Below are 24,138 nucleotides of genomic sequence, written 5' to 3'. Positions count from 1 at the left end.
CGCAGCGGAGTTCGAGGCGCGGGGGCACAAGCAGCTGTACTGGGTGGCGCAGGCCGCCCGGGTCGTCGTGGGGGCAGCGCTTCTCGACGCAGGTGGTGACCGGGGTCGTCGCGTCCTGGCCGCGCGCCGGTCCGCGCCGGAGGCGCTGGCGGGCCGCTGGGAGTTCCCAGGGGGAAAGGTCGAGCCCGGGGAGAGCGTGCCGGCGGCGCTGGAGCGGGAGCTGCTGGAGGAGCTGGGCGTCACCGCCCGGGCGGTGGAGCGTCTGCCCGGCGCGTGGGAGGTCCGGCCGGGGCTAGAGCTGCAGATCTGGACGGCGGAGCTGCTGTCGGGCGAGCCCCGCCCCCTCCAGGACCACGACGAACTGCGCTGGCTCGACGCGGCCACGCTGGACTCGGTCGACTGGCTCCCGCAGGACCGCTTCGCGCTGCCGCACGTGGCCAGGTTGCTCTAGACACAGACGCACACGCCGTCGTGCGGCGCCAGCCTCGGCCCGGGCGGGCGCCCCGGCGTCGGGCCCGCAGGGTCCCCCCGGCGTCGGTCCGAGGGGTGCCCCCGGCCTTCGGCCTGGCAGGTGCCCTGGCGTTGGGCCTGCAGGGCCCCTCCGGCGTCGGTCCGAGTGATGCCCCCCGCCTTCGGTCCGGGCGGGCGCCCCCGGCGTTGGGCCCGCAGGGTTCCCCCGGGTCGGTCCGAGGGGTGCCCTCGGCCTTGGGCCTGCGAGATCCGCCCGGACTTCGGCCCGGGCGGCGCTCCGCGATGCCCGCGGCCGACGCGGCCAGGATTGGAGGCTGGGCACCGGCTGCGGCATCGCTCGACCGCCTCAGCCGTCGGGTACCGGATGTGGCCTGCCTCGGTGACGCGGACACTCTCGTCGCCCCCGGCGGCGGTACTGGTCGACGCCCGCGCCTGCGCCACCGTCCGCCTGACGGCCGGGGTGCTCCCGCGATGCCCGCGGCCGACGGGGCCAGGGTTGGCGGGATGGGCACCGGCTGTGCCTTGGTCGGCGGCGCGGGAATCCCGGGCGGAAGGCCCGGTCGGGCGGCCGGGCCGAGCGTGCGGGGGCGGACCGCGCAGGTGGGTTTCCCGGGCTCCCGGAGGGGCACTGGGATGGCTGATCGAAGATGACCCATCCGGCGGGGTACGGGTGGTTTCAGGTGGGTATGTCAGTATCCGGTCACCCACCGGAGCGGTGGCCGGGACTGGGGAGACGTGAGGCGAGCTGACGCGCGTGCGCGCCTGCGGCGAAGGCCCGCGGCGGGTGGTGTCGGGGGGATCGTCCGTCGCGCCGGGTCGCGGGCGGCCGCGCCTGCGCGTTTTCCCGACGCGCTGGCGGCCGGGGCGGAGCTGGACGAGCGCGTCGGGCGCCGGACCGACAGCCTGCTGGACCTGGTGCGGGTCGCGATCGCCCTGCTGGACGAGCAGGGGCGGGTGATGCTCTGGAGCCAGGCGGCCGAGGAACTGCTCGGCTGGCCCAGCGACGCGCTGGTCGGCCGCGACCTGGAGGTGCTGCTCGGGGACGACGCCGAGATGTTCAAGGTGGCGCACGACGCGATCGCGGGCGTGCTGCGCGACGCCGAGTCGTGGTCGGGGATCGTGCGGCTGCAGCACCGCGACGGGCAGGGCGTGCGGCTGGAGGCTCGGCTCTCGCTGTTGGAGAACGGCGACGGCGTACCGTTTCTGCTCTGCCGTTTCGCGGACGCCGCCGCGCTGCTCGGGCTGGAGCAGGGGCTGGCCGTGCAGGAGGCGCTCTTCGAGCAGTCGCCGCTCGGACTGGCGATCTTCGATCGCGACCTGCGGTACGTCCGGATCAACGAGACGCTCGCCCACATGAACGGCCTGCCCGTCGACGCGCACCTCGGGCGGACGGCCGGGGAGGCGCTGCCGCAGCTCGCCGCGGACGAGGTGATGGCGGTGCAGCGGCAGGTGCTGGCCACCGGTGAGCCGGTGATCGACGTGACGGTCAACAGCGCCGATCCGGGCGAGCCCGGCTACCGTTCCGTCTCCTACTCCCGGCTGCACGACCGCTCGGGCCGGATCCTCGGCCTCACCGGCATGATCATGGATGTGACGGACCGCTACCGCTCCGTCGCCAAGGTTGAGCACGCGCGACAGCGGCTCGCGCTCCTCAATGAGGTCGGCAGCCGGATCGGGGACCTGCTGGACGCCGAGCTGATCGCACAGGAGCTGGCCGGCGCGCTCGTGCCGCGTCTCGGCGACCACTCCGGGGTCGCCCTGCTGGAGGCCGTGCTGGACGGCTCGGAGCTGCCGCGCCACCCGCACACGCGGCTCACACCGCTGATCATGGCGGCGGCCGCCGCCGTCGTGCCCGGCCCGGACGCGGACGCGATGCAGACGCCGGGGGCGCGGATCGAGATGACCGACGAGTCGCTCTTCGGCCGGGTGCTGAGCACGGGCATGCCGCTGACCCTGGACGCGGCCACACAGCTGGAGGACGTGTCCGGGCAGGGCGACCCGCGCGTCCGCGCCGCGTACCGGCTGGGTGTGCACTCGATGCTGGTGGTGCCGCTCCGGGCGCGCGGCATCGTGCTCGGCCTGCTGATCCTGGACCGGGCGGGGCGGCGTGAGGGCTTCGACCACGACGACGTCGTCTTCGCCACCGAGCTGGCGGACCGGGCCGGGGCCTCGCTCGACAACGCCCGCCTCTACGCGCGCGAGCGCGCCGCCGCGCTGATGCTGCAACGCAGCCTGCTGCCGCAGACGGTGGCGCAGCCGCCGGGCATGGAGGTCGGCTACCGGTATGTGCCGGGCAGCAGCGGCGCCGAGGTGGGCGGCGACTGGTTCGACGTGATCCCGCTGCCGCGCGGTCGTACCGCGCTGGTGGTCGGCGACGTGATGGGACACGGCCTGCGGGCCGCCGCGACGATGGGCCGGCTGCGCACCGCGGTGCGCACCCTGGCCGGGCTCGACCTGCCCCCGCACCGGCTGCTGCAGAAGGTGCACGACCTCGCCGACGACCTGGCGCAGGGGCCGGAGGAGGCGCTGATGGCCACCTGCGTCTACGCGGTCTACGATCCGGCGACGCGCAAGCTGCTGCTCTCCAAGGCCGGCCACACCGAGCCGCTGCTCATCACGCCCGCCACCCGGACGGCCGACTCGGGCCCCGAGCGGCTGGCCGGCGGATCGGCGACGGTGCTGGCGCTGCCCTCCGGCACACCGCTCGGTGTCGGCGGCGTCCCCTTCGAGGTGACCGAGCTGACCGTGCCGGAGGGCAGCCTGCTCGCGCTGTACACCGATGGGCTGGTCGAGTCGCGCACGGAGGACATCGACGTGGGTACGCGCCGCCTGAGCGCCGTCCTGGAGCTTCCGCACGCCTCGGTCGAGGAGGCGTGCGAAGCGGTCGTGCGCACCCTCGACCAGGGACAGGAGCCGGACGACGTCGCGCTGCTGCTGGCCCGGCTCGGAGGGGTGCGCGAGCCGACGGTGGTGCGGGAGGAGCGCTGGACGCTCAGCGCCGAGCCGTCCGCGCCCGCCCACGCCCGCCGCCTGGTCCGCAGGACGCTGCACGACTGGGACGAGGAACACCTGCTGGACACGACGGAACTGCTGGTCAGCGAGCTGGTGACGAACGCGGTGCGGTACGCGAGCGCCCCGATCGGGTTGCGGCTGGCGCTGCGCGAGGAGTCGCTGCTGGTCGAGGTCGCCGATCCGCTGCCGGACCCGCCGCGCGAGCGCGAGGCGGCCGGCACCGACGAGGGCGGTCGCGGGCTGCAGCTGGTGCACCGGCTCGCGCACCGCTGGGGGACACGGCCCGAGGGGGCGGGAAAAGTCGTCTGGTTCGAACAAATCCGGTCCGATGGTCCTGGTGAGAGTGGCGTCTCCACCAGTTCTTGATCAACTGGACACGTCGAGTACCTCCCGCTCGGCCTGACTGAGGCGTATGGTTCCGATTCCGGACACCGTGCCCCGCGGTGGCAGGGGATCGCCTCACGTTCCCTCGCTCGATGTGATGTTGAGATCGGTCAGGGCGTAGGCGAGATCACCGGGATGATGAATACTCGGAACGCGACATGCTCCACCGGGCTTCGGCCGGGAGGTGCGCCAGCGCAGATCGCCACAGGAGTCGGTAGTTGAGCGACACGCCGTCACGTGAGGCCGCCGAGCCGGCCGCGTTCACGCCCGGGGTCGGTGCGGACGCCGTCATCCCGCACCCGGGCGGGGAGCTGCGGCCGCGCGGCACGTCGCCGAGCCCGTGGGGTCACGGGGAGCCGGGCTCCGTCTACGACTACATACAGGTCGCCGCCTTCTCGCTGGACGGCGACGGGATGATCTCCCAATGGAGCGACCGCGCCGCCGAGTTCTTCGGCCTGCGGGCCGAGGACGTGGTCGGCGCCGACCCGGTGACCACCTTCGCCCCCCGCGAACTGTGGCGCAGCGGGCGGGCCCGGATCGAGGAGACCCTCGGCGGCAAGGAGTGGGTCGGCACCGCGCCCTACCGCGACGCAGACGGCCAGGAGCGCGTCGCCGAGCTGTACTTGATGCCCGCTCGCGGCCGTGACGGACGCCCCGGTGTCGTCTGCCTGGCCGTGGACCTGCGCAAGCTGCGCGCGATCGAGACCGAACTGGCCGCCTCCGAGGCCGTCTTCGGCCAGGCGCCGACGGGCTTCGTGCTCTTCGACCGCGAGTGCCGCATCCGCCGCGTCAACGACAGCTTCGCCGAGGTGCTGGGCCTCCCGGCCGAGGACCTGGTCGGGCTCGCCCCCGTCGACCTGATGGCCCCCCGCGACGCGGTCCGGCTCGGCCGGGCCGTCGCCGACGTCCTGGACAGCGGCGAGCCGGTCGTCGACCTGACGTTCAGCGGGGTACTGCCGACCCGCGGCAGACGCCGCTGGTCGATCTCGCTCTACCGCCTGCTGAGCACCGGCGACCGCCCCATGGGCGTGGCCGGGCAGGTCGTGGACGTCACCGGCCGGGCCCGCGCCGAGCGCGAGGCCGCCAGCGCGCGGCGCAGCCTGGCCCTGCTCAACGAGGCCAGCCGCCACATCGGTTCGACCCTCGACCTGGAGACCACCGCCCGCGAGCTGCTCGACGTCACGGTCCCCGGTTTCTGCGACGTGGCCACCGTCGACCTCTACAACGCCGTGCTCACCGCCGACGCCGAGGGCCGGCGGGTCGACGACGGCGACGGCACCGGCGAGCTGCGCCGCGTCGCCTCGGCCAGCACCGTCCACCACGACGCCGCTCCGACGCACGACGGTCCGGCCACCCCGGCTGCGGAGGTCGGCGGCGCGTTCTGCTACCCGCCGCGCTCCCCCTACGCCAAGGCGCTGCGCACCGGTCGCAGCCTCACCCTCATCGGGCCCGGCAACCCGGACCCCAACCCGCTGATCCAGAGCGCGGTGGTGGTGCCGATGGTCGCCCGCGAGAAGGTGCTCGGCCTGGTCCAGCTTTCCCGCGCCAAGGGCAGCGAGCCGTTCGACGCGCGCGACGTCGCCATCGCGACCGAGCTGGTCGCCCGCGCGGCGGTGTGTATCGACAACGCCCGCCTGTACCGCCGTGAGCACGAGCGCGCACTGATCCTGCAGCGCTCCCTGTTGCCGCCCGGCAACCCCGAGGCCTCCGGGTTGGAGATCGCCTGCCGTTACCGTCCGGCCGGCAGCGGCACCGAGGTCGGCGGGGACTGGTTCGACGTGATCCCGCTGCCCGGCAACCGCACCGCGCTCGTCGTCGGCGACGTCATGGGCCGCGGGCTGCGCGCGGCGGTCGCCATGGGCCAGCTGCGTACGGCCGTGCGCACGCTCTCCCTGCTGGACCTGGACCCGGCCGACGTGCTGACCCAACTCGACGAGATCGCCCGCGGGCTGTCCGCCGATCCGGAGTCCGACGGCGGCGAGTCCGGCGAGCTCTACCTCGCCACCTGCGTGTACGCGGTCTTCGACGCGGTGACGCGTCGCTGCACGATCGCCAACGCGGGCCACCTCCCGCCGGTCGTGGTCGACCCGGCGGGCGGCGACAACCCGGCGCTGATGCTGGAGGTTCCCGAGGGCCTCCCGCTCGGCGTCGGCGGCGAGCCCTTCGAGGAGGTCACCGTCGAACTCCCGGACGGCGCGCTGTTCGGGCTCTACACCGACGGGCTGGTCGAGTCCCGGAAGCACCAACTCGAAGACGGCCTCTCCGCGTTGCGCTCCGCGCTCAGCGGCCCCGAGCGTCCGCTCGAAGCGCTCTGCGACCAGCTGCTGACGGAGCTCGACCCGCATCACGGCGAGGACGACATCGCCCTGCTGATGGCGCGGGTCCGCGCCCTGCCGAGCAACTCGGTGGGCGACTGGATACTGCCCTCCGAGCCCACGTCGGTCGCCCGCGCCCGTGAACTCGCCTGCGGCTGGCTGCTCGCCTGCGGCCTGGACGAACTGGTCGACACGGTCGAGCTGCTGGTCAGCGAGCTGGCGACGAACGCGCTCCGGCACGGCCGCGGCGACATCCGCGTGCGCCTGCTGCGGGACTCGGTCCTGGTCTGCGAGGTCTGGGACAACGGCTACGCCCAACCACGCCAGCGCCGCGCCCGCGACACCGACGAGGGCGGCCGCGGCCTGCAACTGGTCAGCCTGCTGGCCGACCGCTGGGGGAGTCGCAGGACTCCCAACGGCAAGGCGGTCTGGTTCGAACTAGGGCTCCCGGCAACCTCCTAGGGGCGAGGGGAACTGCGCGAGCAACCACCGGCGTGCGGATGGCCCTGCTCGTTCGGCGACTCACCACTATGGGTGGCTTGTCGCGCAGTTCCCCGGGCCCCTAGGGGTGCAACCTCAGGCGGGAGCGACGGGTGTCGTGGGTCGCGGCCGCGCCGCGGAGCGGCTTGTCGGCACAGCCCCGGGCCCCTAGGGGTGCAACCGCGGGCGGGAGCCACGGGGTGCCGTGGGTCGCGCCCGCGCCGCGGAGCGGCTTGTCGGAACAGCCCCGCGCCTGCCCCTAGGGGTGCACCTCAGGCGGGAGGCACGGGTGCCGTGGGGCTGTGCCTACCCGCGCCGGAGGCCGATCTTGCTGCCGAGCCAGACCAGCGGGTCGTACTTGCGGTCGACGGCCCGTTCCTTCAGCGGGATCAGCGCGTTGTCCGTGATCTTGATGCCCTCCGGGCAGACCTCGGTGCAGCACTTGGTGATGTTGCAGTAGCCCAGCCCGTGCTCCTCCTGGGCCGTGGCCTTGCGGTCGAGGCCCGAGTCAGCGGCGGCGTCCAGCGGGTGCATGTCCAGCTCGGCGACGCGCATCAGGAAGCGAGGGCCGGCGAAGGCCGGCTTGTTCTCCTCGTGGTCGCGGACCACGTGGCAGGTGTTCTGGCACAGGAAGCACTCGATGCACTTGCGGAACTCCTGCGAGCGGTTCACATCCTCCTGCTGCATCCGGTACTCGCCGGGCTTCACGCCCTGCGGCGGGATGAACGAGGGGATCTCGCGGGCCTTCTGGTAGTTGAAGCCCACGTCCGTGACCAGGTCCCGCAGCACCGGGAAGGTGCGCATCGGGGTGATGGTCACCGTCTCGTCCGGCGGCAGGGTCGACATGCGGGTCATGCACATCAGCCGTGGGCGGCCGTTGATCTCCGCGCTGCACGATCCGCACTTGCCGGCCTTGCAGTTCCAGCGGACGGCCAGGTCGGGCGCCTGGGTCGCCTGGATGCGGTGGACGACGTCGAGCACCACCTCGCCGTCGTTGACCTCGACCTGGAAGTCCGTCAGTTCCCCGCCCTCGGCGTCGCCGCGCCAGACCCGGAACGTGGCCTCGTAGCTCAATGCTCCGCTCCGTTCTCACTCTTCTTCTCGGCGTCCGTGTCCGCGCGCTGCGGAGGGAGGTCCGCCTCCGCGCCGGGCAGCTCGTCCTCGGTCAGGTACTTCTTCAGCTCGTCGACGCCGAACAGCCCCAGCAGGTCCTCGCGGATCGCGGGGTTCGCCTTCCGCTGGAGGACGATCGCGCCCTCGCCGGGAACGGGCTTGTCGGCGAGCGAGCAGGCGAGCAGCACGCGGCGCCACTCGGCGGCCATCGTCGGGTGGTCCTCGCGGGTGTGGCCGCCGCGGCTCTCCTCCCGCTCCAGCGCGGCGCGGGCCACGCACTCGGAGACCAGCAGCATGTTGCGCAGGTCCAGGGCCAGGTGCCAGCCGGGGTTGAACTGGCGGTGGCCCTCGACGCCCGCGTTCACGGCCCGCTCGCGCAGCACCGCGAGCCGCTGGAGGGCCTCCTCCATCTCGCCCTCACGGCGGATGATGCCGACCAGGTCGTTCATCGACTGCTGCAGTTCCTGGTGCAGGCCGTAGGGGTTCTCGCCGCCCTCGGCCGAGAAGGGCGCCAGCGCCTCCTCCGCCGCCGCGTCGATCTGCTCCTGCTCGACCAGCGGGCGGTCCTCCTGGGCGGCCTCCGCGTACTGTGCCGCGTGCAGCCCGGCACGGCGGCCGAAGACCAGCAGGTCGGAGAGGGAGTTGCCGCCGAGACGATTGGAGCCGTGCATGCCCCCGGCGACCTCGCCGGCCGCGAACAGGCCGGGCACGCAGGAGGACGCGGTGTCCGGGTCGACCTCGACGCCGCCCATGACGTAGTGACAGGTCGGGCCGACCTCCATCGGCTCGGCGGTGATGTCGACGTCCGCCAGTTCCTTGAACTGGTGGTGCATCGACGGCAGCCGGCGCCGGATCTCCTCGGCGGGCAGGCGCGTGGAGACGTCCAGGAAGACGCCGCCGTGCGGGGTGCCGCGACCGGCCTTGACCTCGCTGTTGATGGCGCGGGCCACCTCGTCGCGCGGCAGCAGCTCCGGCGGACGGCGGTTGTTGGCCTGGTCCTGGTACCAGCGGTCGCCCTCCTCCTCGGTCTCCGCGTACTTCTCGCGGAAGACGTCGGGGATGTATTCGAACATGAACCGCTTGCCGTCGCTGTTGCGCAGCACGCCGCCGTCGCCGCGCACGGACTCGGTGACCAGGATGCCCTTCACCGAGGGCGGCCAGACCATGCCTGTCGGGTGGAACTGGACGAACTCCATGTTGATCAGCGACGCGCCCGCGAGCAGCGCCAGCGCGTGGCCGTCGCCGGTGTACTCCCAGGAGTTGGAGGTCACCTTGAACGACTTGCCGATGCCGCCGGTCGCCAGGACCACGGCTGGCGCCTCGATGACGAAGAAACGCCCCGACTCGCGCTGGTAGCCGAAGACCCCGCTGACCCGGTCCCCATCCTTCAGCACGCGGGTGACCGTGTACTCCTGGAAGACCTTGATCCGCGCCTCGTAGTCGCCGTGCTCGCGGAAGTCCTCCTGCTGGAGGCTGACGACCTTCTGCTGCAGCGTGCGGATCAGCTCCAGGCCGGTGCGGTCGCCGACGTGGGCGAGACGCGGGTACTCGTGGCCGCCGAAGTTGCGCTGCGAGATCTTGCCGTCCTTGGTGCGGTCGAAGAGCGCACCCCAGGTCTCCAGCTCCCAGACCCGCTCGGGGGCCTCCTTGGCGTGCAGTTCGGCCATCCTCCAGTGGTTGAGGAACTTGCCGCCGCGCATGGTGTCGCGGAAGTGCACCTGCCAGTTGTCCTGGTCGTTGACGTTGCCCATGCTGGCCGCGATGCCGCCCTCGGCCATCACGGTGTGGGCCTTGCCGAAGAGCGACTTGCAGATGATCGCGGTCCGCTTGCCGTGCTCGCGGGCCTCGATCGCCGCCCGCAGCCCGGCGCCGCCGGCGCCCACCACCACCACGTCGAAGCCGTGGCGCTCCACCTCGGTCATGAAGTTGTTCCCTTAGGTCTCTTAGAAGAAGCGCGGGTCGCTGAAGGCGCCGCTCGCCAGCAGGTACACGTAGAGGTCGGCCAGGCCCACGCTGAAGAGGGAGGCCCAGGCCAGCTGCATGTGGCGGGCGTTGAGCTTGCTGACCCAGGTCCACATCCGGTACCGCACGGGGTGCTTGGAGAAGTGCCGCAGCCGACCGCCGACGATGTGCCGGCAGGAGTGGCACGAGGCGGTGTACGCCCAGATCAGCGAGACGTTGACGAGCAGCACCAGCGTGCCGAGGCCCATGTGTCCCCAGTGGCCCTGCGGGTCACGGAAGCCGAGGATCGCGTCCCAGGTGAGGATGCCGGCCACCGGGATGGCGACGTAGAAGAAGTACCGGTGGATGTTCTGCAGGATCAGCGGGAATCGCGTCTCGCCGCTGTACTTGGCGTGCGGCTCGGCGACCGCGCAGGCCGGCGGGGAGGACCAGAAGGACCGGTAGTAGGCCTTGCGGTAGTAGTAGCAGGTGAGCCGGAAGCCCAACGGGAAGATCAGCACGATCAGCGCGGGGGAGAGGCTCCACCAGCCGCCGAACAGCGCCCAGTCCGCGCCGCCGTCCATCTTCGGGCAGTTCGCCGCGAGGCAGGGCGAGTAGAACGGGGAGACGTAGGGCGCGGCGTACGAGGTGTGCAGGCCGAAGAAGGCCCGCCAGGTCGAGTACCCGATGAAGAGCAGCAGGCCCGCGGCGGTCATGACCTGGGGGAGCCACCAGCGGTCCAGCCGCAGATGCCGTTGTGCGATGGCCGCGCGCCCAGGGGAGTGGACCCCCCGGCCGGTGCTGTCCGCGGCCTCGGGGGGCCTCGTCTCCGTCGTCACTGCTGTTCCTCGTCCTCTCCTGGGCGGTTCCGGTCCTGGGCGGTACCGGCCGGGCCTTCGTTCCGGATCGTCTCCGGTCAGTGGCGGTGCCCGCCGATGCCTTCGTCCTCGGCGCCGTGCCACATCGCCGGGTCGTACTGCTCGTCCGACACCTCGATCGGGCTGCTGCGCTGCTCGGGCGTGCCGCACGGTGGCAGGCACGCGCGGAGCCGCGCGAGCGCGAGCCGGGTCTCGTCGACCGCCCGATCGAGCTCGGTGAGCCGTCGGTGGGCCTCCGCCAAGGCGGTGGGATCGATCGTGTTCGAGGGCATGACTCAGCTCCCCTCCACGCGCATGGGTATTCGATTCCTGATGTTCTGTCAGGAACGCGCGGAAGCGAGTGTGGCCCCGATCGCCCTCACCTGAAAAGGCTTTGCTCACGATTGGCGGATTACACCTCCGCGGCGCGCGCCCCCGCACGGCGCAATCCGCTGCCCCGATCGGGTGGCTCCGCCGACTTTTCCGACGTGTCGTCAGGCGTCCTGCGGTCCGCAGCCCTTGAGTGGGTGCGTGGTGTACCGCAAACCCCTCCTCCGTGCGCCCCGCGAGACGTCCGCCGCGGTGCTGGCCGCGGCCGTGGCCCTCGTCCTGGCCGCCTGCTCGGGCTCGGGCGCTCCCGACGTCCGCGCCGACGACATGTCGCACGCCGCCCGCTCGGCCGTCGCCCAGGGCGGCACCCTGCACTGGGCGGTCGACGCGCTGCCGACCACCCTCAACGCCTTCGCGACCGACGCGAGCCCTGCCACCAGCCTGGCCGACCAGGCGCTGCTGCCGACGCTGTTCACGCTGGACGCCTCCGGCAAGGCGACCGCGGACCAGGACTACGTGCAGAGCGCCGAACAGGTCTCCTCCTCGCCGCAGACCGTCGTCTACACGCTCAATCCGAAGGCGGTCTGGAGCGACGGCAAGCCGCTCGGCGTCGCGGACTTCGCCGGTCAGTGGCACGCGCTGAGCGGCGCCGACCCGGCCTTCGCCGCGGCGGGCGCGGCACACGCGGACGGCTACGACAGCATCACGTCGGTCACGGCGGGTGCGAAGCCGCACCAGGTCAAGGTCGTCTTCGCACACGGCTACGCGCCCTGGCGTTCGCTGTTCACACCCCTGTATCCCGCCGCCGCGACCTCATCGCCGCAGGCGTTCACAGACGGGCTGAAGAACACGCTCGCCGCCGACGCCGGTCCGTTCACACTCAAGGGCCAGGCGGGCCAGGGGGCCCAGAAGACACTGACCGTCGCCCGCAATCCGCGCTGGTGGGGCGATCGGGCCAAACTCGACGCGATCGCGTTCACAGCCGTCGCCCCGGGGGACGCCGCGTCCGCGCTCGCCGCGCACCACGTCGACGTCGCCGACCTCAGCAGAGCGGCCGACGACTCCGGCAACACCCCGGAGGCCACCTCGGGCACCCAGGTGCTGCGCGCCTCCGCGCCGGGCTATCTCGCCCTCGCCTTCAACGGCGGCACCGGTCTGCTCGCCGACCCGCAGGTGCGCCGCGCGGTCGCCGACGCCGTGGACCGTCAGGCCGTGGCCGACACCGTCCTCAAGCCGCTGGATCTGCCGGCCGTGCCGCTCGGCAACCACCTGCTGATGGCGGACCAACAGGGCTATCAGGACGACGCCGCCGCGCTCGGTGCGAGCGCGACGAACGCCGCCAAGCTCCTCGACGCGGCCGGCTGGCGTCTCGGCGCGCACGGCGACGCGGCGTCCGGGGCGACGCGTGTGAACGGGGCGAAGCCGCTCACGCTGACGCTCCTGACCCGCGCGGGCTCCGCGCGCGACACCGTCATCGCCAAGCTCCTGACCACGCAGCTCGGCAAGGTTGGCATCGGCCTGACGACCAAGGCGGTCCCCGAGGCGGACTTCTTCACCAAGGACGTCGCGGCCGGGGACTTCGACCTCGCCCTGGTCACCTGGCCCGCCTCCCTCTTCCCGGTGGCCGACGAGCGCGCCCTGTTCGCCAAGCCGCAGGTCAACGGGGACGGCTCGCTTTCGGTGGGCCAGAACCTCTCCGCGACCGGCACGGACGAGATCGACCAGTTGCTGAACCAGGCGGTGGCCGCGACCGATCCCTCCGACGCGACCCGGCTGACCAACGAGGCCGACATCCGCATCTGGCAGGCGGCACCGTCGCTTCCGCTCTTCCAGTCGCCCGAACTCGTGGGCATCCGCGACAACGTCCGCAACGTCGGCGCGTTCGGCTTCGCGACGCCGCGCTTCCAGGACATGGGCTTCGCCTCCGGGCAGGCTCACTAGGGGTCCCGTTCTCGAGTGGCACCAGTGGTGAGCTGGCCAGACGCCAGTGTGAGCCAGAACGACTTGCACTGGTGCCAAAGTGGTGCCACTCTAGGGCCATGGACCTCACCCCTTATGTCGAGCAGCTCCGCCGGGAGCTGACGACCGCAGCCGAGGTCGGCGGCGAGGACGCCCGCGCTCTCGCCGACCGGCTGCTCCAGCCTCTCGACGCCGCCGTCCGGCTCACCCTGCTGGAAGCCCTCTCCGCCGCCGCCGAGGAGATCTCCGCCGAACTCGCGCCCGGCTCCGTCGACGTCCGGCTCCGGGGAGGCGCGGCCGGCTTCGCCGTGACGCCCCCGCCCGCCCCCGCGCCGGCGGCCGCCGACGTTCCCGGGCCCGTCGACGTGCGGCTGCCCCTCGCCGAGGGCGACGACGCCGCCATGGTCCGGATCAACCTGCGGCTGCCCGCCAACCTCAAGGCCCTGATCGAGGACGCCGCCGCCTCCGGCGGGCTCTCCGTCAACGCCTGGATCGTCCGCGCCGCCGCGGCCGGACTCGCCGCCCAGGGCCGTGGCGCCGCCCGGCCCGCCCCCGCGCAGAAGCCCGACCGGACCCTCGGTCAGAGCTTCACCGGCTGGGCCCGCTGACGTCGCACCGCCGCACCGCCGCACCACCGTTCCTGGACCGTCCGCCCGAGTTAAGGAATCCCGAGATGTCTCTCTCGACGTTCGAGACCCCCGCCCCGATCGCCGTCGTCCTGGACCTCTACGTCGCCGAGGTCCGCCTCGCCGCCTCGGACCGCACCGACACGACCGTCGAGGTCCGCCCGAGCGATCCGGACAAGGCGGCCGACGTGAAGGCGGCCGACAACACCCGCGTCGAGTACGACGAGGCCACCCGCACCCTCGGCGTCGTCTCCAAGAAGCCGCTCAACCGGTTCGTGAACTTCAGCAGCAAGCGGCCGGAGTCCGTCACCGTGCTGATCCAGCTGCCCACGGACTCGGCTGTCCGCGGCGAGGCCTCGATCGGCGACTTCCACGCCGAGGGCGCGCTCGGCGCGGTCCTGCTGAAGACCGATCTCGGCACTGTCCGGCTCGCCGAGACCGGCCCGCTCGAGCTGCGCAACGGCGTTGGCGAGATCACCGTCGAGAGCGTCGGCGGTCCCGTCCGGATACACGCCAGCTCCAGCGACATCCGCCTCGGCGCCGTCGACGGCACCGCCGAGGTCGACAACAGCAACGGCAAGGTGCAGATCGCGGTCGTCACCGGCGCGGCGGACGTCAAGTGCGCCAACGGCTCGGTGAACGTCGAGCGCGCGCTGTCGGACATCACCGCCGCGAGCGCCAACGGCGAGGTGCGGATCGGCGAGGTCGTCCGCGGCAAGGTCTCCGCCAGCTCCAAGAACGGCGGAGTGGAGGTCGGCGTCCGCGACGGCAGCGCCGCCTGGCTGGAGCTGAACACCGGCATCGGCCGGGTCTACAACGACCTCGCCAGCACCGACGCCCCGGACGCAGGCGAGCCGGTCGACAAGGTCGAGGTCCGGGCTGAGACCAAGCTCGGCGACATCACCATCCGCCGCGTCGCCCGCCTCGACGAGCAGGCCTGAACAAGGCGGCCCCGGCGTCCGGTCCGGGCGCAGCCCCGTTCGGATGCAGCCCCGGTCCGGACGCAGCCCCGTTCAGACGCGGTCCCGCAGCAGCGGCAGCTCGTCGATCAGACGTTCCACCGTCGCGATCCGGGCCAGCTCCGGGGCGAGCGCACGGGCCCGCGCCAGGCTCGCGCGGGCGGAGGGCTGGTCGCCGGTGACAGCCTGGGCGGCGGCCAGCGTGCACAGGCAGTAGGCCCGGGTCAGCTGGTCGGACATCCGCTTCAGGGCGGTGCGCGCGAGCACCGCCGCGTCCGCCGCGCGTCCGTTCAGCAGGGCCTGCGTCGCCAGGACGTCGCTCGCGGCGAGCAGGCGAGGATGGCGCTCCCCGGCGAGGGCGATGCCGACGGCGGCCGCCGCCAGGGCGTCCTCGCGCGGCATCGTCCCGGCCTCGGCGGCGAACAGCCCCGCCCGGGCCAGCAGCAGCTCCTCGCCGGGGACGCGAGGTGCGAGTCCGCGGGCCTCGGGTGCGCCGCGGAGGGCCTCGACGGCCTCCGCGTAACGCCCGGAGACGACGTCGGCAGCGGCGTGCAGGCGCACCTGGGAGAGCGTGTCGGCGGGGACGCCGTCCGGCGCGGCGCGCGCCTCGGCGACGCGGCCGCCCAGGAGCGCGCGCTGCGCGGCCAGCTCCCGGGGGCCGAGGGCCAGCTGCGGCAGTAGCGCGGCGTCGGCGAAGGGCGCGCGCAGCAGCATCCAGCCGGTCGTGCCCGGCGTCCGGGGCGCGCTGAGCAGCAGCAGGGGCACGAGGGCCAGCCCGGGGCCGAGGTAGCGCAGGGGCGTGGCGCTCCACATCAGCGCGACGCCGAGCCCGGCGGGGACGGTGACCCGGAGCAACCCGTTCAGGAAGAGACGGAGCCGCAGGCCGTCGACGGCCGTGATCGCCTCGCCGACGAGCAGCGGGACCAGCGGGACCGGGCGGATCAGGAGGGTGACCCCGCGCAGCCGGCTCACCAAGGGGCCGCCGCCGACCATGAGCAGGACCGGCGCGGTGCCGCCGAGTCGGCCGAGTGCCAGGCCCACGAGTGTCTGGAGCTGCAGCGCGAGCAGCGCTCCCGCGAGGAAGCCGGGCGCGAACGCGAAGGCGTCGTCGCTGTGAGCGAGGCCTGGTGACGTCGTGGTCACCACGGCGACGCCGAGCCCGAAGAGGAAGGGGAGGATGCGAAAACGGCCGGGGCGACGAGGCGCTCCGGGCGCCGGGAGCTGGGTCACGGCGCGTGATCATGCCAGCTCGCGACCGGCGAGGCCAGACCCGGTCATCCGGCAGGCCAGAAGGGGTTCGTCCGCCGTTCGCCGGGCGGCGCGCGAGTGTACGAGGGTAACCACGTACCATAGGACAAAGCCGTGGCATGTTCAGATGCCCGGTGGGTGGACCGGCGGCACGGACCGTGCTCGGCGGGTGCCACGCCCTGTCGATTCGGGAGAACTGTACTCCGTATGCCCACGCGCAATGACATCCGGAACGTCGCCATCGTCGCGCACGTCGACCACGGCAAGACCACGCTGGTCGACGCCATGCTGAAGCAGGCGGGCGCCTTCGCGGCGCACCAGCACCTGGACGACCGCATGATGGACTCCAACGACCTGGAGCGTGAGAAGGGCATCACCATTCTCGCGAAGAACACCGCGGTCAAGTACCACCCCAAGGGGGGTGGCGACCCGATCACGATCAACATCATCGACACCCCCGGCCACGCCGACTTCGGTGGCGAGGTCGAGCGCGGTCTGTCGATGGTCGACGCCGTCGTGCTGCTGGTGGACGCCTCCGAGGGCCCGCTGCCGCAGACCCGCTTCGTGCTGCGCAAGGCGCTGCAGGCCAAGCTGCCGGTCATCCTCTGCATCAACAAGACCGACCGTCCGGACTCCCGGATCGACGAGGTCGTCAACGAGACCTACGACCTCTTCCTCGACCTGGACGCGGACGAGGACCAGATCGAGTTCCCGATCGTCTACGCCTGCGCGCGTGACGGCATCGCCTCGCTGACCAAGCCGGAGAACGGGACCGTCCCGGCCGACAGCGACAGCCTGGAGCCGTTCTTCTCCACCATCCTGTCCGCCGTCCCGGCCCCGGTCTACGACGAGGACGCGCCGCTCCAGGCCCACGTCACCAACCTGGACGCGGACAACTTCCTCGGCCGTATCGCGCTGCTCCGCGTCGAGCAGGGCTACCTGAAGAAGGGTCAGACCGTCGCCTGGATCAAGCGCGATGGTTCGATCTCCAACGTCCGCATCAGCGAGCTGCTGATGACCGAGGCGCTCACCCGCAAGCCGGCCGAGCAGGCCGGTCCGGGCGACATCTGCGCCGTCGCCGGCATCGGCGAGATCATGATCGGCGAGACCCTGGCCGACCCGGAGAACCCGATCGCGCTGCCGCTGATCACGGTCGACGAGCCGGCCATCTCGATGACCATCGGCACCAACACCTCGCCGCTGGTCGGCAAGGGCGGTTCCGGCAAGGGCGCGGACGCCAAGTCCGGCGCGAAGGTCGACCGCAAGGTCACCGCCCGCCAGGTCAAGGACCGCCTGGACCGCGAGCTGATCGGTAACGTCTCGCTGCGCGTGCTGGAGACCGAGCGTCCGGACGCCTGGGAGGTGCAGGGCCGCGGTGAGCTGGCGCTCGCCATCCTCATCGAGACCATGCGCCGCGAGGGCTTCGAGCTCACCGTCGGCAAGCCGCAGGTCGTCACCCGCGAGATCGACGGCAAGACCCACGAGCCGGTCGAGCGCCTGACGGTCGACGTGCCCGAGGAGCACATGGGCGCCGTCACCCAGCTCATGGGTGTCCGCAAGGCCCGCATGGACAACATGTCGAACCACGGCTCCGGCTGGGTCCGGATGGAGTTCGTGATCCCCTCCCGCGGTCTGATCGGCTTCCGCACGGAGTTCCTCACCTCCACCCGCGGCACCGGCATCGCGCACTCGATCCACGAGGGTTACGAGCCCTGGTTCGGCGTGCTCACCACCCGCAACAACGGCTCCCTGGTCGCCGACCGTTCCGGCGTGGTCACCGCCTTCGCGATGACCAACCTGCAGGAGCGCGGCGTGCTGTTCACCGACCCCGGCACCGAGGTGTACGAGGGCATGATCGTCGGCGAGAACTCGCGCGCCGACGACATGGACGTGAACATCACCAAGGAGAAGAAGCTCACCAACATGCGTTCCTCGAACGCTGACGTGGCCGAGTCGATCGTCCCGCCGCGGAAGCTCTCGCTGGAGCAGTCGCTGGAGTTCTGCCGCGAGGACGAGTGCATCGAGGTCACGCCGGAGACGGTGCGCATCCGCAAGGTGGTGCTGGACGCGCAGACCCGCGCCCGTACCCGCGGCCGCGCCGCCAAGGGCTGATTCCCGCCGGGGGCCGACCCCGGTAAGGACCCTCGAAGCCGCCGGAGGCACCGCCTCCGGCGGCTTTCTTGCGCCGTTCGGCAGTCACTCATGGTAATGACATTCCGGCCGAGTGTCAGTGCCAGTGTGTACGGATATCGGTGTCACGATGGCTATCAGCGGTATTCCATGTCCGGTTCGACATCTGTTGCACCCACCTGGTGATGCCCAAGTTGCGAGATACAGCTCACAGGCGTGTGATCAAACCGCAATCTCGTTTGGTCGGAAGCATCGCCGAGAGTGACGGATAGTAGAGACACCGACGCTCGGGTCACTGGGTCGGCTGCCGACCACGGTGGCGGCTCACGAGCCAGGCGCTGCCGCCCAGGGGTGGGCGAGGGCGCCGCAGAACAAGTGCAGAAAGCACGTCTGAGGAGGCACGTCCATGCGTGGAGCCACGCAAGCGAAGTTCGCCGCCGGGGCCATCGCCATCGCCCTGGCCGCCACGGCCTGCAGCACCTCGAGCTCCAGCGGGTCCAGCTCGGGCAGCAACGCCAACGGCGTGGTGACCGCATGGTGGGGTGACCCCCAGAACCCGCTCATCCCGACCGACACCAACGAGGTGAACGGCGGCGCGGTCCTCAACATGATCTTCGAGGGTCTGCAGCACTACAACCCGAAGACGGGTGTCGCGGAGCTGGCCAACGCCCAGTCGATCACGACCACGGACCAGCAGCACTTCACCATCACGCTGAAGTCCGGCTGGAAGTTCAGCGACGGCACCCCGGTGACCGCCAGCTCCTACGTGGACGCCTGGAACTGGGGCGCCTACCTGCCGCACGCGCAGAACAACACCGACCCGTTCTTCACGTCGATCCAGGGCTACGACGCGGTCCACCCGGCGACCGGCTCCCCGACGGCGACGACCATGTCCGGCCTGAAGGTCGTCAACGACACCACCTTCACCGTCGCCCTGACGCAGAAGTTCTCGCTGTGGCCGGACACCCTCGGCTACTCGGCCTTCTACCCGCTGCCGCAGTCGTTCTTCAAGAACCCGACCGCGTGGGAGGCCCACCCGGTCGGCAACGGTCCGTACCTGATCAAGTCCTGGACCAAGGGCACGGGCATGTCCCTGACCCCGAGCTCGACGTACTCCGGCAACTACAAGCCGAAGAACGGTGGCATCGACCTCAAGGTCTACACCGACCCGAACGCCGCCTACGCGGACCTGCAGGCCGGCAACCTGGACATCGACAACGGTCTGTCCACCACCGCGCTGAAGACGGTCCAGTCCGACCTCAACGGTCGCTACCTGAACGAGCCGGCCGGTATCAACCAGACCATCTCCTTCCCGCTGAACCAGCCGCAGTGGAACACCGCCGGCGCCAAGCTGGTCCGCGAGGGTCTGTCGATGGCCATCGACCGCCCGACCATCACCAAGGTGATCTTCCAGAACACCCGTACCCCGGCCACCGACTGGACCTCCCCGGTCCTCGGCGCCGAGGGCGGCTTCAGCAGCACGCTCTGTGGCGACGTCTGCACCTACAACCCGACCAAGGCCAAGCAGCTGATCCAGCAGGGCGGCGGCATCCCCGGCGGGCAGCTGACCATCAGCTACAACGCGGACGGCCCCCACAAGGAGTGGGTCGACGCGGTCTGCAACAGCATCAACAACGCGCTGGGCAACACCAACGCCTGCGTCGGCAAGCCGATCGGCACGTTCGCGCAATTCCGCAACCAGATCCAGAACAAGCAGATGACCTCCGCCTTCCGCACCGGCTGGCAGATGGACTACCCGCTGATCCAGGACTTCCTGCAGCCGCTGTTCTACACCAACGCCGCGTCGAACGACTCGCACTACAGCAACCCGCAGTTCGACAGCCTGGTCAACCAGGCCAACGCCGCCAGCACCAAGGCGACGGCGGTCTCGGACTTCCAGAACGCCGAGAAGCTGCTGGTCACCGACCTGCCGTCGATTCCGCTGTGGTACCAGAACGGCACCGTCGGCTGGTCCTCGAACGTCTCCAACGTGTCGCTGGACGTCTTCAGCGTGCCGGTCTACACGAACATCACCGTCAACAAGTAAGTCGTCGGTCCGCCGGCCGACCGCCGCGCGAGCCGGACGGCGGCCGGGAATCCACGAGATTCCCGGCCGCCGCCGCGACGAATCCCTGGAGGTTCCATGGGGCGCTACGTCATCCGACGACTGCTCCAAATGATCCCGGTGTTCATCGGGACAACGTTCATCATCTTCGCGATGGTGCACGCTCTCGGTGACCCGGTTGCCGCATTCTTCGGCGACAAGGCTCCCGACCCGGCCGCTGCCGCGCAGATCCGGCAGCAGCTCGGGTTGGACAATCCGCTGATCGTCCAGTACGGCAACTACATGAAGGGGATCTTCTCCGGGAATCTCGGGACCGCCTTCAACGGCCAGCCTGTCACGGATCTGCTGAAGATCGCCTACCCGACCACCCTGAAGCTCGCCCTGGTGGCCTTCACCTTCGAGGTGATCATCGGTATCGGCCTCGGCGTCCTCAGCGGTATGCGCCGTGGCCGCCTCGCCGACACCGGCGTGATGATGATGACGCTGATCGTCATCTCGATCCCCACCTTCGTCATCGGTTACGTCCTGCAGTACCTGTTCGGTGTGAAGTGGGGTCTTGCGGACGCGACCGTCCCGCCCGGGGCGCCGTTCCAGTCACTGCTGCTGCCCGGCATCGTGCTCGCCTCGGTCTCCCTCGCGTATGTCGCCCGGCTGACCCGCACCACCATCGCGGAGAACAGCAAGGCCGACTATGTGCGCACGGCCGTGGCCAAGGGCCTGCCGCGCCGCCGGGTGGTCACCCACCACCTGCTGCGCAACTCGCTGATCCCGGTCATCACCTTCCTCGGCACCGACCTCGGCGCCCTGATGGGTGGCGCGCTGGTCACCGAGCGCATCTTCAACATCCACGGCGTCGGCTACTACCTGTACCAGGGCATCGTGCACCAGGACACGTCGACCGTCGTCGGCTTCGTGACCGTCCTGGTGATCGTCTTCCTCCTCGCCAACCTGCTCGTCGACCTGCTCTACGCGGTCCTGGACCCGAGGATCCGTTATGCCTGACCAGCAGCCGAACAAGCCGAACGGCGTCCCCGACGACGCCAACACCGAGCTCTCCAGCGCCTTCGCCCAGACGCCCACCCTGGGCGCCATGGAGGTCGAGGGCATGCTGGAGAAGGAAGACCTCACCCACGCGCCGGAGGTGTCCACCGAGGCGGTGGGCCTCGCCGACCGCGAGGTGCCGCGCAGCCTGTGGCAGGACGCCTGGCGTGAGCTGCGGCGCAACCCGATCTTCATCATCTCGGGCATCCTGATCATCTTCCTGATCATCGTTGCCATCTTCCCGGGCCTGTTCGACTCGACCAGCCCGCTCCAGTGCGACCTCTCGAAGTCCCAGCAGGGGCCGACCTCCGGGCACCCCTTCGGCTTCGACACCCAGGGCTGCGACGTGTACGCGCGCACCATCTACGGCGCCCGCGCGTCCATCACCGTCGGCGTCTTCGCCACCCTCGGCACCGCCCTCCTGGGCACGCTCCTGGGCGGCCTCGCCGGGTTCTTCGGCGGCTGGCTGGACGCGGTCGTCTCCCGCATCGCGGACATCTTCTTCGGCATCCCGATCCTGCTCGGCGGCCTGGTCTTCCTCTCGGTCATCCCGAGCCGGTCGATCTGGATCGTCGTCGCGTTCATCGTGGTGCTGGGCTGGCCGCAGCTCGCCCGTATCGCCCGCGGGGCGGTGATCACCGCCCGTCAGCAGGACTACGTCACCGCGGCGCGCGCCCTCGGCGCCGGAAACGCGCGGCTGATGCTGCGGCACATCCTGCCGAACTCCCTGGCGCCGATCATCGTCGTGGCGACGATCGCGCTCGGCACCTACATCTCGCTGGAGGCGACGCTCTCCTACCTGGGTGTGGGTCTGAAGCCGCCGACGGTCTCGTGGGGCATCGACATCTCGGCCGCCGCGGACACCTTCCGCAACGCGCCGCACATGCTGCTCTTCCCGGCCGGCGCGCTCTGCATCACCATTCTGGCGTTCATCATGCTCGGCGACGCGGTCCGCGACGCCCTCGACCCCAAGCTGCGCTGAGGAGGCGGAACCGTGGGTATTCATGCAACCGAAGTCACCGCCGAAGCCGGACGCGGCCGCACCGCGGACAGCGAGGACGCCCCGCTGCTCCAGGTGAAGAACCTCCAGGTCGAGTTCCGCACCCGCGACGGTGTGGCCAAGGCCGTCAACGGCGTGAACTACAGCGTCCGCGCCGGCGAGACCCTCGCCATCCTGGGCGAGTCGGGCTCCGGCAAGTCGGTCTCCTCCCAGGCCGTCATGGGCATCCTGGACAGCCCGCCCGGGTTCGTCACGGGCGGTGAGATCGTCTTCAAGGGCCAGGACCTGCTGAAGCTCTCCAACGAGAAGCGCCGTAAGATCCGTGGCACCCAGATGGCCATGATCTTCCAGGACGCGCTGTCCTCGCTGAACCCGGTGCACACCGTCGGGACGCAGCTGGGCGAGATGTTCCGGGTCCACCGCGGCACCTCCAAGTCCGAGGCCAAGAAGAAGGCCGTCGAGCTGATGGAGCGCGTCGGCATCCCGGCCGCCAAGGAGCGGGTCAACCAGTACCCGCACCAGTTCTCCGGCGGCATGCGCCAGCGCATCATGATCGCCATGGCGCTGGCCCTGGAGCCGGACCTGATCATCGCCGACGAGCCCACCACCGCCCTGGACGTGACCGTCCAGGCCCAGGTGATGGAGCTGCTGGCGGATCTCCAGGCCGAGTACAACATGGGCCTGATCCTGATCACCCACGACCTCGGCGTGGTCGCCGACGTCGCGGACAAGATCGCGGTCATGTACGCCGGCCGCATCGTCGAGACGGCCCCGGTGCACGAGCTCTACAAGCGCCCGGCGCACCCGTACACCCGTGGACTGCTGGACTCGATCCCGCGCCTGGACCAGAAGGGCCAGGAGCTCTACGCGATCAAGGGCCTGCCGCCCAACCTGCTGCGCATCCCCTCCGGCTGTGCGTTCAACCCCCGCTGCCCGATGGCCCAGGAGATCTGCCGCACGGAGGTCCCGCCGCTGCACGCGGTGACCGAGGCCGACGGCGCCCCGCTCGAGGGCCGCGGCAGCGCCTGCCACTTCTGGAAGGAGACCATCCATGGCTGAGCCGACCGCCCCCGAGGTGGCCATCGAGGCCGTGATGGACAAGCAGGTCGAGCGCGGCGAGCCGATCCTGCAGGTGCGGAACCTGGAGAAGCACTTCCCGCTGACCCAGGGCATCCTGATCAAGAAGCAGATCGGCGCGGTCAAGGCCGTCGACGGGGTCTCCTTCGACCTGTACCAGGGCGAGACCCTGGGCATCGTCGGCGAGTCCGGCTGCGGCAAGTCGACGCTGGCCAAGGTGCTGATGAACCTCGAGACCGCCACCAGCGGCGAGGTGCTGTACAAGGGCGAGGACATCTCCAAGGTCTCCGGCCGGGCGCTCAAGGCGATCCGCCGGAACATCCAGATGGTCTTCCAGGACCCGTACACCTCGCTGAACCCGCGCATGACGGTCGGCGACATCATCGGCGAGCCCTACGAGATCCACCCCGAGGTGGCTCCCAAGAGCGACCGCCGCAAGGCGGTCCAGGACCTCCTCGACGTCGTGGGCCTGAACCCGGAGTACATCAACCGGTACCCGCACCAGTTCTCCGGCGGCCAGCGCCAGCGCATCGGCATCGCCCGCGGCCTCGCCCTCAAGCCCGAGATCATCATCTGCGACGAGCCGGTCTCGGCACTGGACGTCTCCGTGCAGGCGCAGGTCATCAACCTGCTGGAGAAGCTGCAGGACGAGTTCAACCTCTCCTACATGTTCATCGCCCACGACCTGTCGATCGTGCGCCACATCTCCGACCGCGTCGGCGTGATGTACCTCGGCAAGATGGTCGAGATCGGCTCGGACGAGGAGATCTACGAGCACCCGACCCACCCCTACACCCAGGCGCTGCTCTCCGCAGTGCCGGTGCCGGACCCGGAGGGTCGCGAGGGCCGCGAGCGGATCATCCTCGCCGGCGACATCCCCTCTCCGGCCAACCCGCCGTCCGGGTGCCGCTTCCGCACGCGCTGCTTCAAGGCGCAGGAGAAGTGCGCGATCGAGGAGCCGCTGCTGGCGATCCCGCAGGTCTTCAGCGGCCAGGACACCCCGGCCGCGCACGAGTCCGCCTGCCACTTCGCCGAGGACGTCGACATCGTCGGCGCCACCAACGGCGAGGCCTGAGGACGTTCACGGGCGCGGGGCTCGACTGACGCGGGGCTCGACTGATGTGCGGCAG

The 24,138-nt window shown here is 71.0% G+C and carries 17 protein-coding genes; 12 read left to right on the top strand and 5 right to left on the bottom strand.

The features are described 5' to 3' along the window. Positions 1 to 43 precede the first annotated feature (43 nt). From TR49_RS02195 to TR49_RS02185, 3 genes are all read left to right on the top strand, one after another. Positions 44 to 451 (top strand): NUDIX domain-containing protein, encoded by a 408-nt coding sequence (locus TR49_RS02195; protein WP_042377018.1) that lies wholly within the window; start codon positions 44 to 46, stop codon positions 449 to 451. A 755-nt stretch (positions 452 to 1,206) separates the two neighbouring features. Then, positions 1,207 to 3,849 (top strand): SpoIIE family protein phosphatase, encoded by a 2,643-nt coding sequence (locus tag TR49_RS02190; protein WP_052433916.1) that lies wholly within the window; start codon positions 1,207 to 1,209, stop codon positions 3,847 to 3,849. A gap of 236 nt (positions 3,850 to 4,085) precedes the next feature. Next, on the top strand, positions 4,086 to 6,644 hold the full coding sequence (locus TR49_RS02185; protein WP_084724481.1) for a SpoIIE family protein phosphatase: 2,559 nt from the start codon (positions 4,086 to 4,088) through the stop codon (positions 6,642 to 6,644). A gap of 324 nt (positions 6,645 to 6,968) precedes the next feature. On the opposite strand, the gene TR49_RS02180 is transcribed toward TR49_RS02185, so the two are convergent. The 4 genes from TR49_RS02180 to TR49_RS02165 all read right to left on the bottom strand — a co-directional run bounded on the left by TR49_RS02180 (position 6,969) and on the right by TR49_RS02165 (position 10,866). Continuing rightward, positions 6,969 to 7,736 carry a succinate dehydrogenase/fumarate reductase iron-sulfur subunit gene (locus TR49_RS02180; RefSeq protein ID WP_042376550.1) on the bottom strand — a complete coding sequence of 256 codons (768 nt, stop codon included), beginning with the start codon at positions 7,734 to 7,736 and terminating at the stop codon, positions 6,969 to 6,971. Continuing rightward, the gene (locus tag TR49_RS02175) at positions 7,733 to 9,697 is read right to left on the bottom strand and encodes a fumarate reductase/succinate dehydrogenase flavoprotein subunit (RefSeq protein ID WP_084724480.1); all 1,965 of its coding nucleotides are present in this window, start codon (positions 9,695 to 9,697) and stop codon (positions 7,733 to 7,735) included. Before TR49_RS02175 ends, TR49_RS02180 begins: the two co-directional genes overlap by 4 nt. A 21-nt stretch (positions 9,698 to 9,718) precedes the next feature. Next, positions 9,719 to 10,555 carry a succinate dehydrogenase subunit SdhC gene (gene sdhC, locus TR49_RS02170; RefSeq protein WP_042376547.1) on the bottom strand — a complete coding sequence of 279 codons (837 nt, stop codon included), beginning with the start codon at positions 10,553 to 10,555 and terminating at the stop codon, positions 9,719 to 9,721. Positions 10,556 to 10,632: 77 nt separating this feature from the next. Further along, entirely contained in the window at positions 10,633 to 10,866 is a 234-nt protein-coding gene (locus TR49_RS02165) for an Rv0250c family protein (protein WP_042376545.1), read from the bottom strand. A 238-nt stretch (positions 10,867 to 11,104) separates the two neighbouring features. Here TR49_RS02165 and TR49_RS02160 point away from each other — a divergent pair, with 238 nt between their 5' ends. The 3 genes from TR49_RS02160 to TR49_RS02150 all read left to right on the top strand — a co-directional run bounded on the left by TR49_RS02160 (position 11,105) and on the right by TR49_RS02150 (position 14,429). Further along, positions 11,105 to 12,844, top strand: a complete 1,740-nt coding sequence (locus TR49_RS02160) for an ABC transporter family substrate-binding protein (RefSeq protein WP_052433914.1) — start codon at positions 11,105 to 11,107, stop codon at positions 12,842 to 12,844. Positions 12,845 to 12,942: 98 nt separating this feature from the next. After that, positions 12,943 to 13,470 carry a histidine kinase gene (locus TR49_RS02155; protein ID WP_042376544.1) on the top strand — a complete coding sequence of 176 codons (528 nt, stop codon included), beginning with the start codon at positions 12,943 to 12,945 and terminating at the stop codon, positions 13,468 to 13,470. A gap of 65 nt (positions 13,471 to 13,535) precedes the next feature. Then, the gene (locus TR49_RS02150; RefSeq protein WP_042376542.1) at positions 13,536 to 14,429 is read left to right on the top strand and encodes a DUF4097 family beta strand repeat-containing protein; all 894 of its coding nucleotides are present in this window, start codon (positions 13,536 to 13,538) and stop codon (positions 14,427 to 14,429) included. Between the two features lie 72 nt (positions 14,430 to 14,501). On the opposite strand, the gene TR49_RS02145 is transcribed toward TR49_RS02150, so the two are convergent. Then, positions 14,502 to 15,677, bottom strand: coding sequence for a hypothetical protein (locus TR49_RS02145; protein ID WP_042376540.1), 1,176 nt, complete (start codon positions 15,675 to 15,677; stop codon positions 14,502 to 14,504). A gap of 225 nt (positions 15,678 to 15,902) precedes the next feature. Here TR49_RS02145 and typA point away from each other — a divergent pair, with 225 nt between their 5' ends. The 6 genes from typA (at position 15,903) to TR49_RS02115 (ending at position 24,083) form a co-directional block, all read left to right on the top strand. Next, positions 15,903 to 17,807 (top strand): translational GTPase TypA, encoded by a 1,905-nt coding sequence (gene typA / locus TR49_RS02140; RefSeq protein ID WP_042376539.1) that lies wholly within the window; start codon positions 15,903 to 15,905, stop codon positions 17,805 to 17,807. A 424-nt stretch (positions 17,808 to 18,231) separates the two neighbouring features. Next, positions 18,232 to 19,872: a peptide ABC transporter substrate-binding protein gene (locus TR49_RS02135; RefSeq protein ID WP_042376537.1), complete on the top strand. Its 1,641-nt coding sequence runs from the start codon at positions 18,232 to 18,234 to the stop codon at positions 19,870 to 19,872. 96 nt (positions 19,873 to 19,968) lie between these two features. Then, complete coding sequence (locus TR49_RS02130; RefSeq protein WP_042376536.1) at positions 19,969 to 20,892, top strand: ABC transporter permease; 924 nt, start codon at positions 19,969 to 19,971, stop codon at positions 20,890 to 20,892. After that, positions 20,885 to 21,913, top strand: a complete 1,029-nt coding sequence (locus TR49_RS02125; protein ID WP_042376535.1) for an ABC transporter permease — start codon at positions 20,885 to 20,887, stop codon at positions 21,911 to 21,913. Before TR49_RS02130 ends, TR49_RS02125 begins: the two co-directional genes overlap by 8 nt. Positions 21,914 to 21,931: 18 nt before the next feature. Further along, positions 21,932 to 22,990, top strand: coding sequence for an ABC transporter ATP-binding protein (locus TR49_RS02120; RefSeq protein ID WP_042377008.1), 1,059 nt, complete (start codon positions 21,932 to 21,934; stop codon positions 22,988 to 22,990). Continuing rightward, the gene (locus tag TR49_RS02115) at positions 22,983 to 24,083 is read left to right on the top strand and encodes an ABC transporter ATP-binding protein (protein WP_042376533.1); all 1,101 of its coding nucleotides are present in this window, start codon (positions 22,983 to 22,985) and stop codon (positions 24,081 to 24,083) included. The genes TR49_RS02120 and TR49_RS02115 overlap by 8 nt, the downstream gene beginning before the upstream one ends. The last annotated feature ends 55 nt before the right edge of the window (positions 24,084 to 24,138 follow it).

The sequence above is a fragment of the Streptacidiphilus melanogenes genome, assembly GCF_000787835.1.
Lineage (GTDB): Bacteria > Actinomycetota > Actinomycetes > Streptomycetales > Streptomycetaceae > Streptacidiphilus > Streptacidiphilus melanogenes.
Note: the sequence above shows the minus strand (reverse complement) of the source record. Positions and strands in the feature narration are given on the sequence as shown.

Bases quoted from the DNA above. Each gene is read 5' to 3' on its own strand.
- TR49_RS02175 (WP_084724480.1), bottom strand. From the start codon at position 9,697: ATGACCGAGGTGGAGCGCCACGGCTTCGACGTGGTGGTGGTGGGCGCC.
- TR49_RS02165 (WP_042376545.1), bottom strand. From the start codon at position 10,866: ATGCCCTCGAACACGATCGATCCCACCGCCTTGGCGGAGGCCCACCGA.
- TR49_RS02155 (WP_042376544.1), top strand. From the start codon at position 12,943: ATGGACCTCACCCCTTATGTCGAGCAGCTCCGCCGGGAGCTGACGACC.
- TR49_RS02150 (WP_042376542.1), top strand. From the start codon at position 13,536: ATGTCTCTCTCGACGTTCGAGACCCCCGCCCCGATCGCCGTCGTCCTG.
- typA (WP_042376539.1), top strand. From the start codon at position 15,903: ATGCCCACGCGCAATGACATCCGGAACGTCGCCATCGTCGCGCACGTC.
- TR49_RS02135 (WP_042376537.1), top strand. From the start codon at position 18,232: ATGCGTGGAGCCACGCAAGCGAAGTTCGCCGCCGGGGCCATCGCCATC.
- TR49_RS02130 (WP_042376536.1), top strand. From the start codon at position 19,969: ATGGGGCGCTACGTCATCCGACGACTGCTCCAAATGATCCCGGTGTTC.
- TR49_RS02125 (WP_042376535.1), top strand. From the start codon at position 20,885: ATGCCTGACCAGCAGCCGAACAAGCCGAACGGCGTCCCCGACGACGCC.
- TR49_RS02115 (WP_042376533.1), top strand. From the start codon at position 22,983: ATGGCTGAGCCGACCGCCCCCGAGGTGGCCATCGAGGCCGTGATGGAC.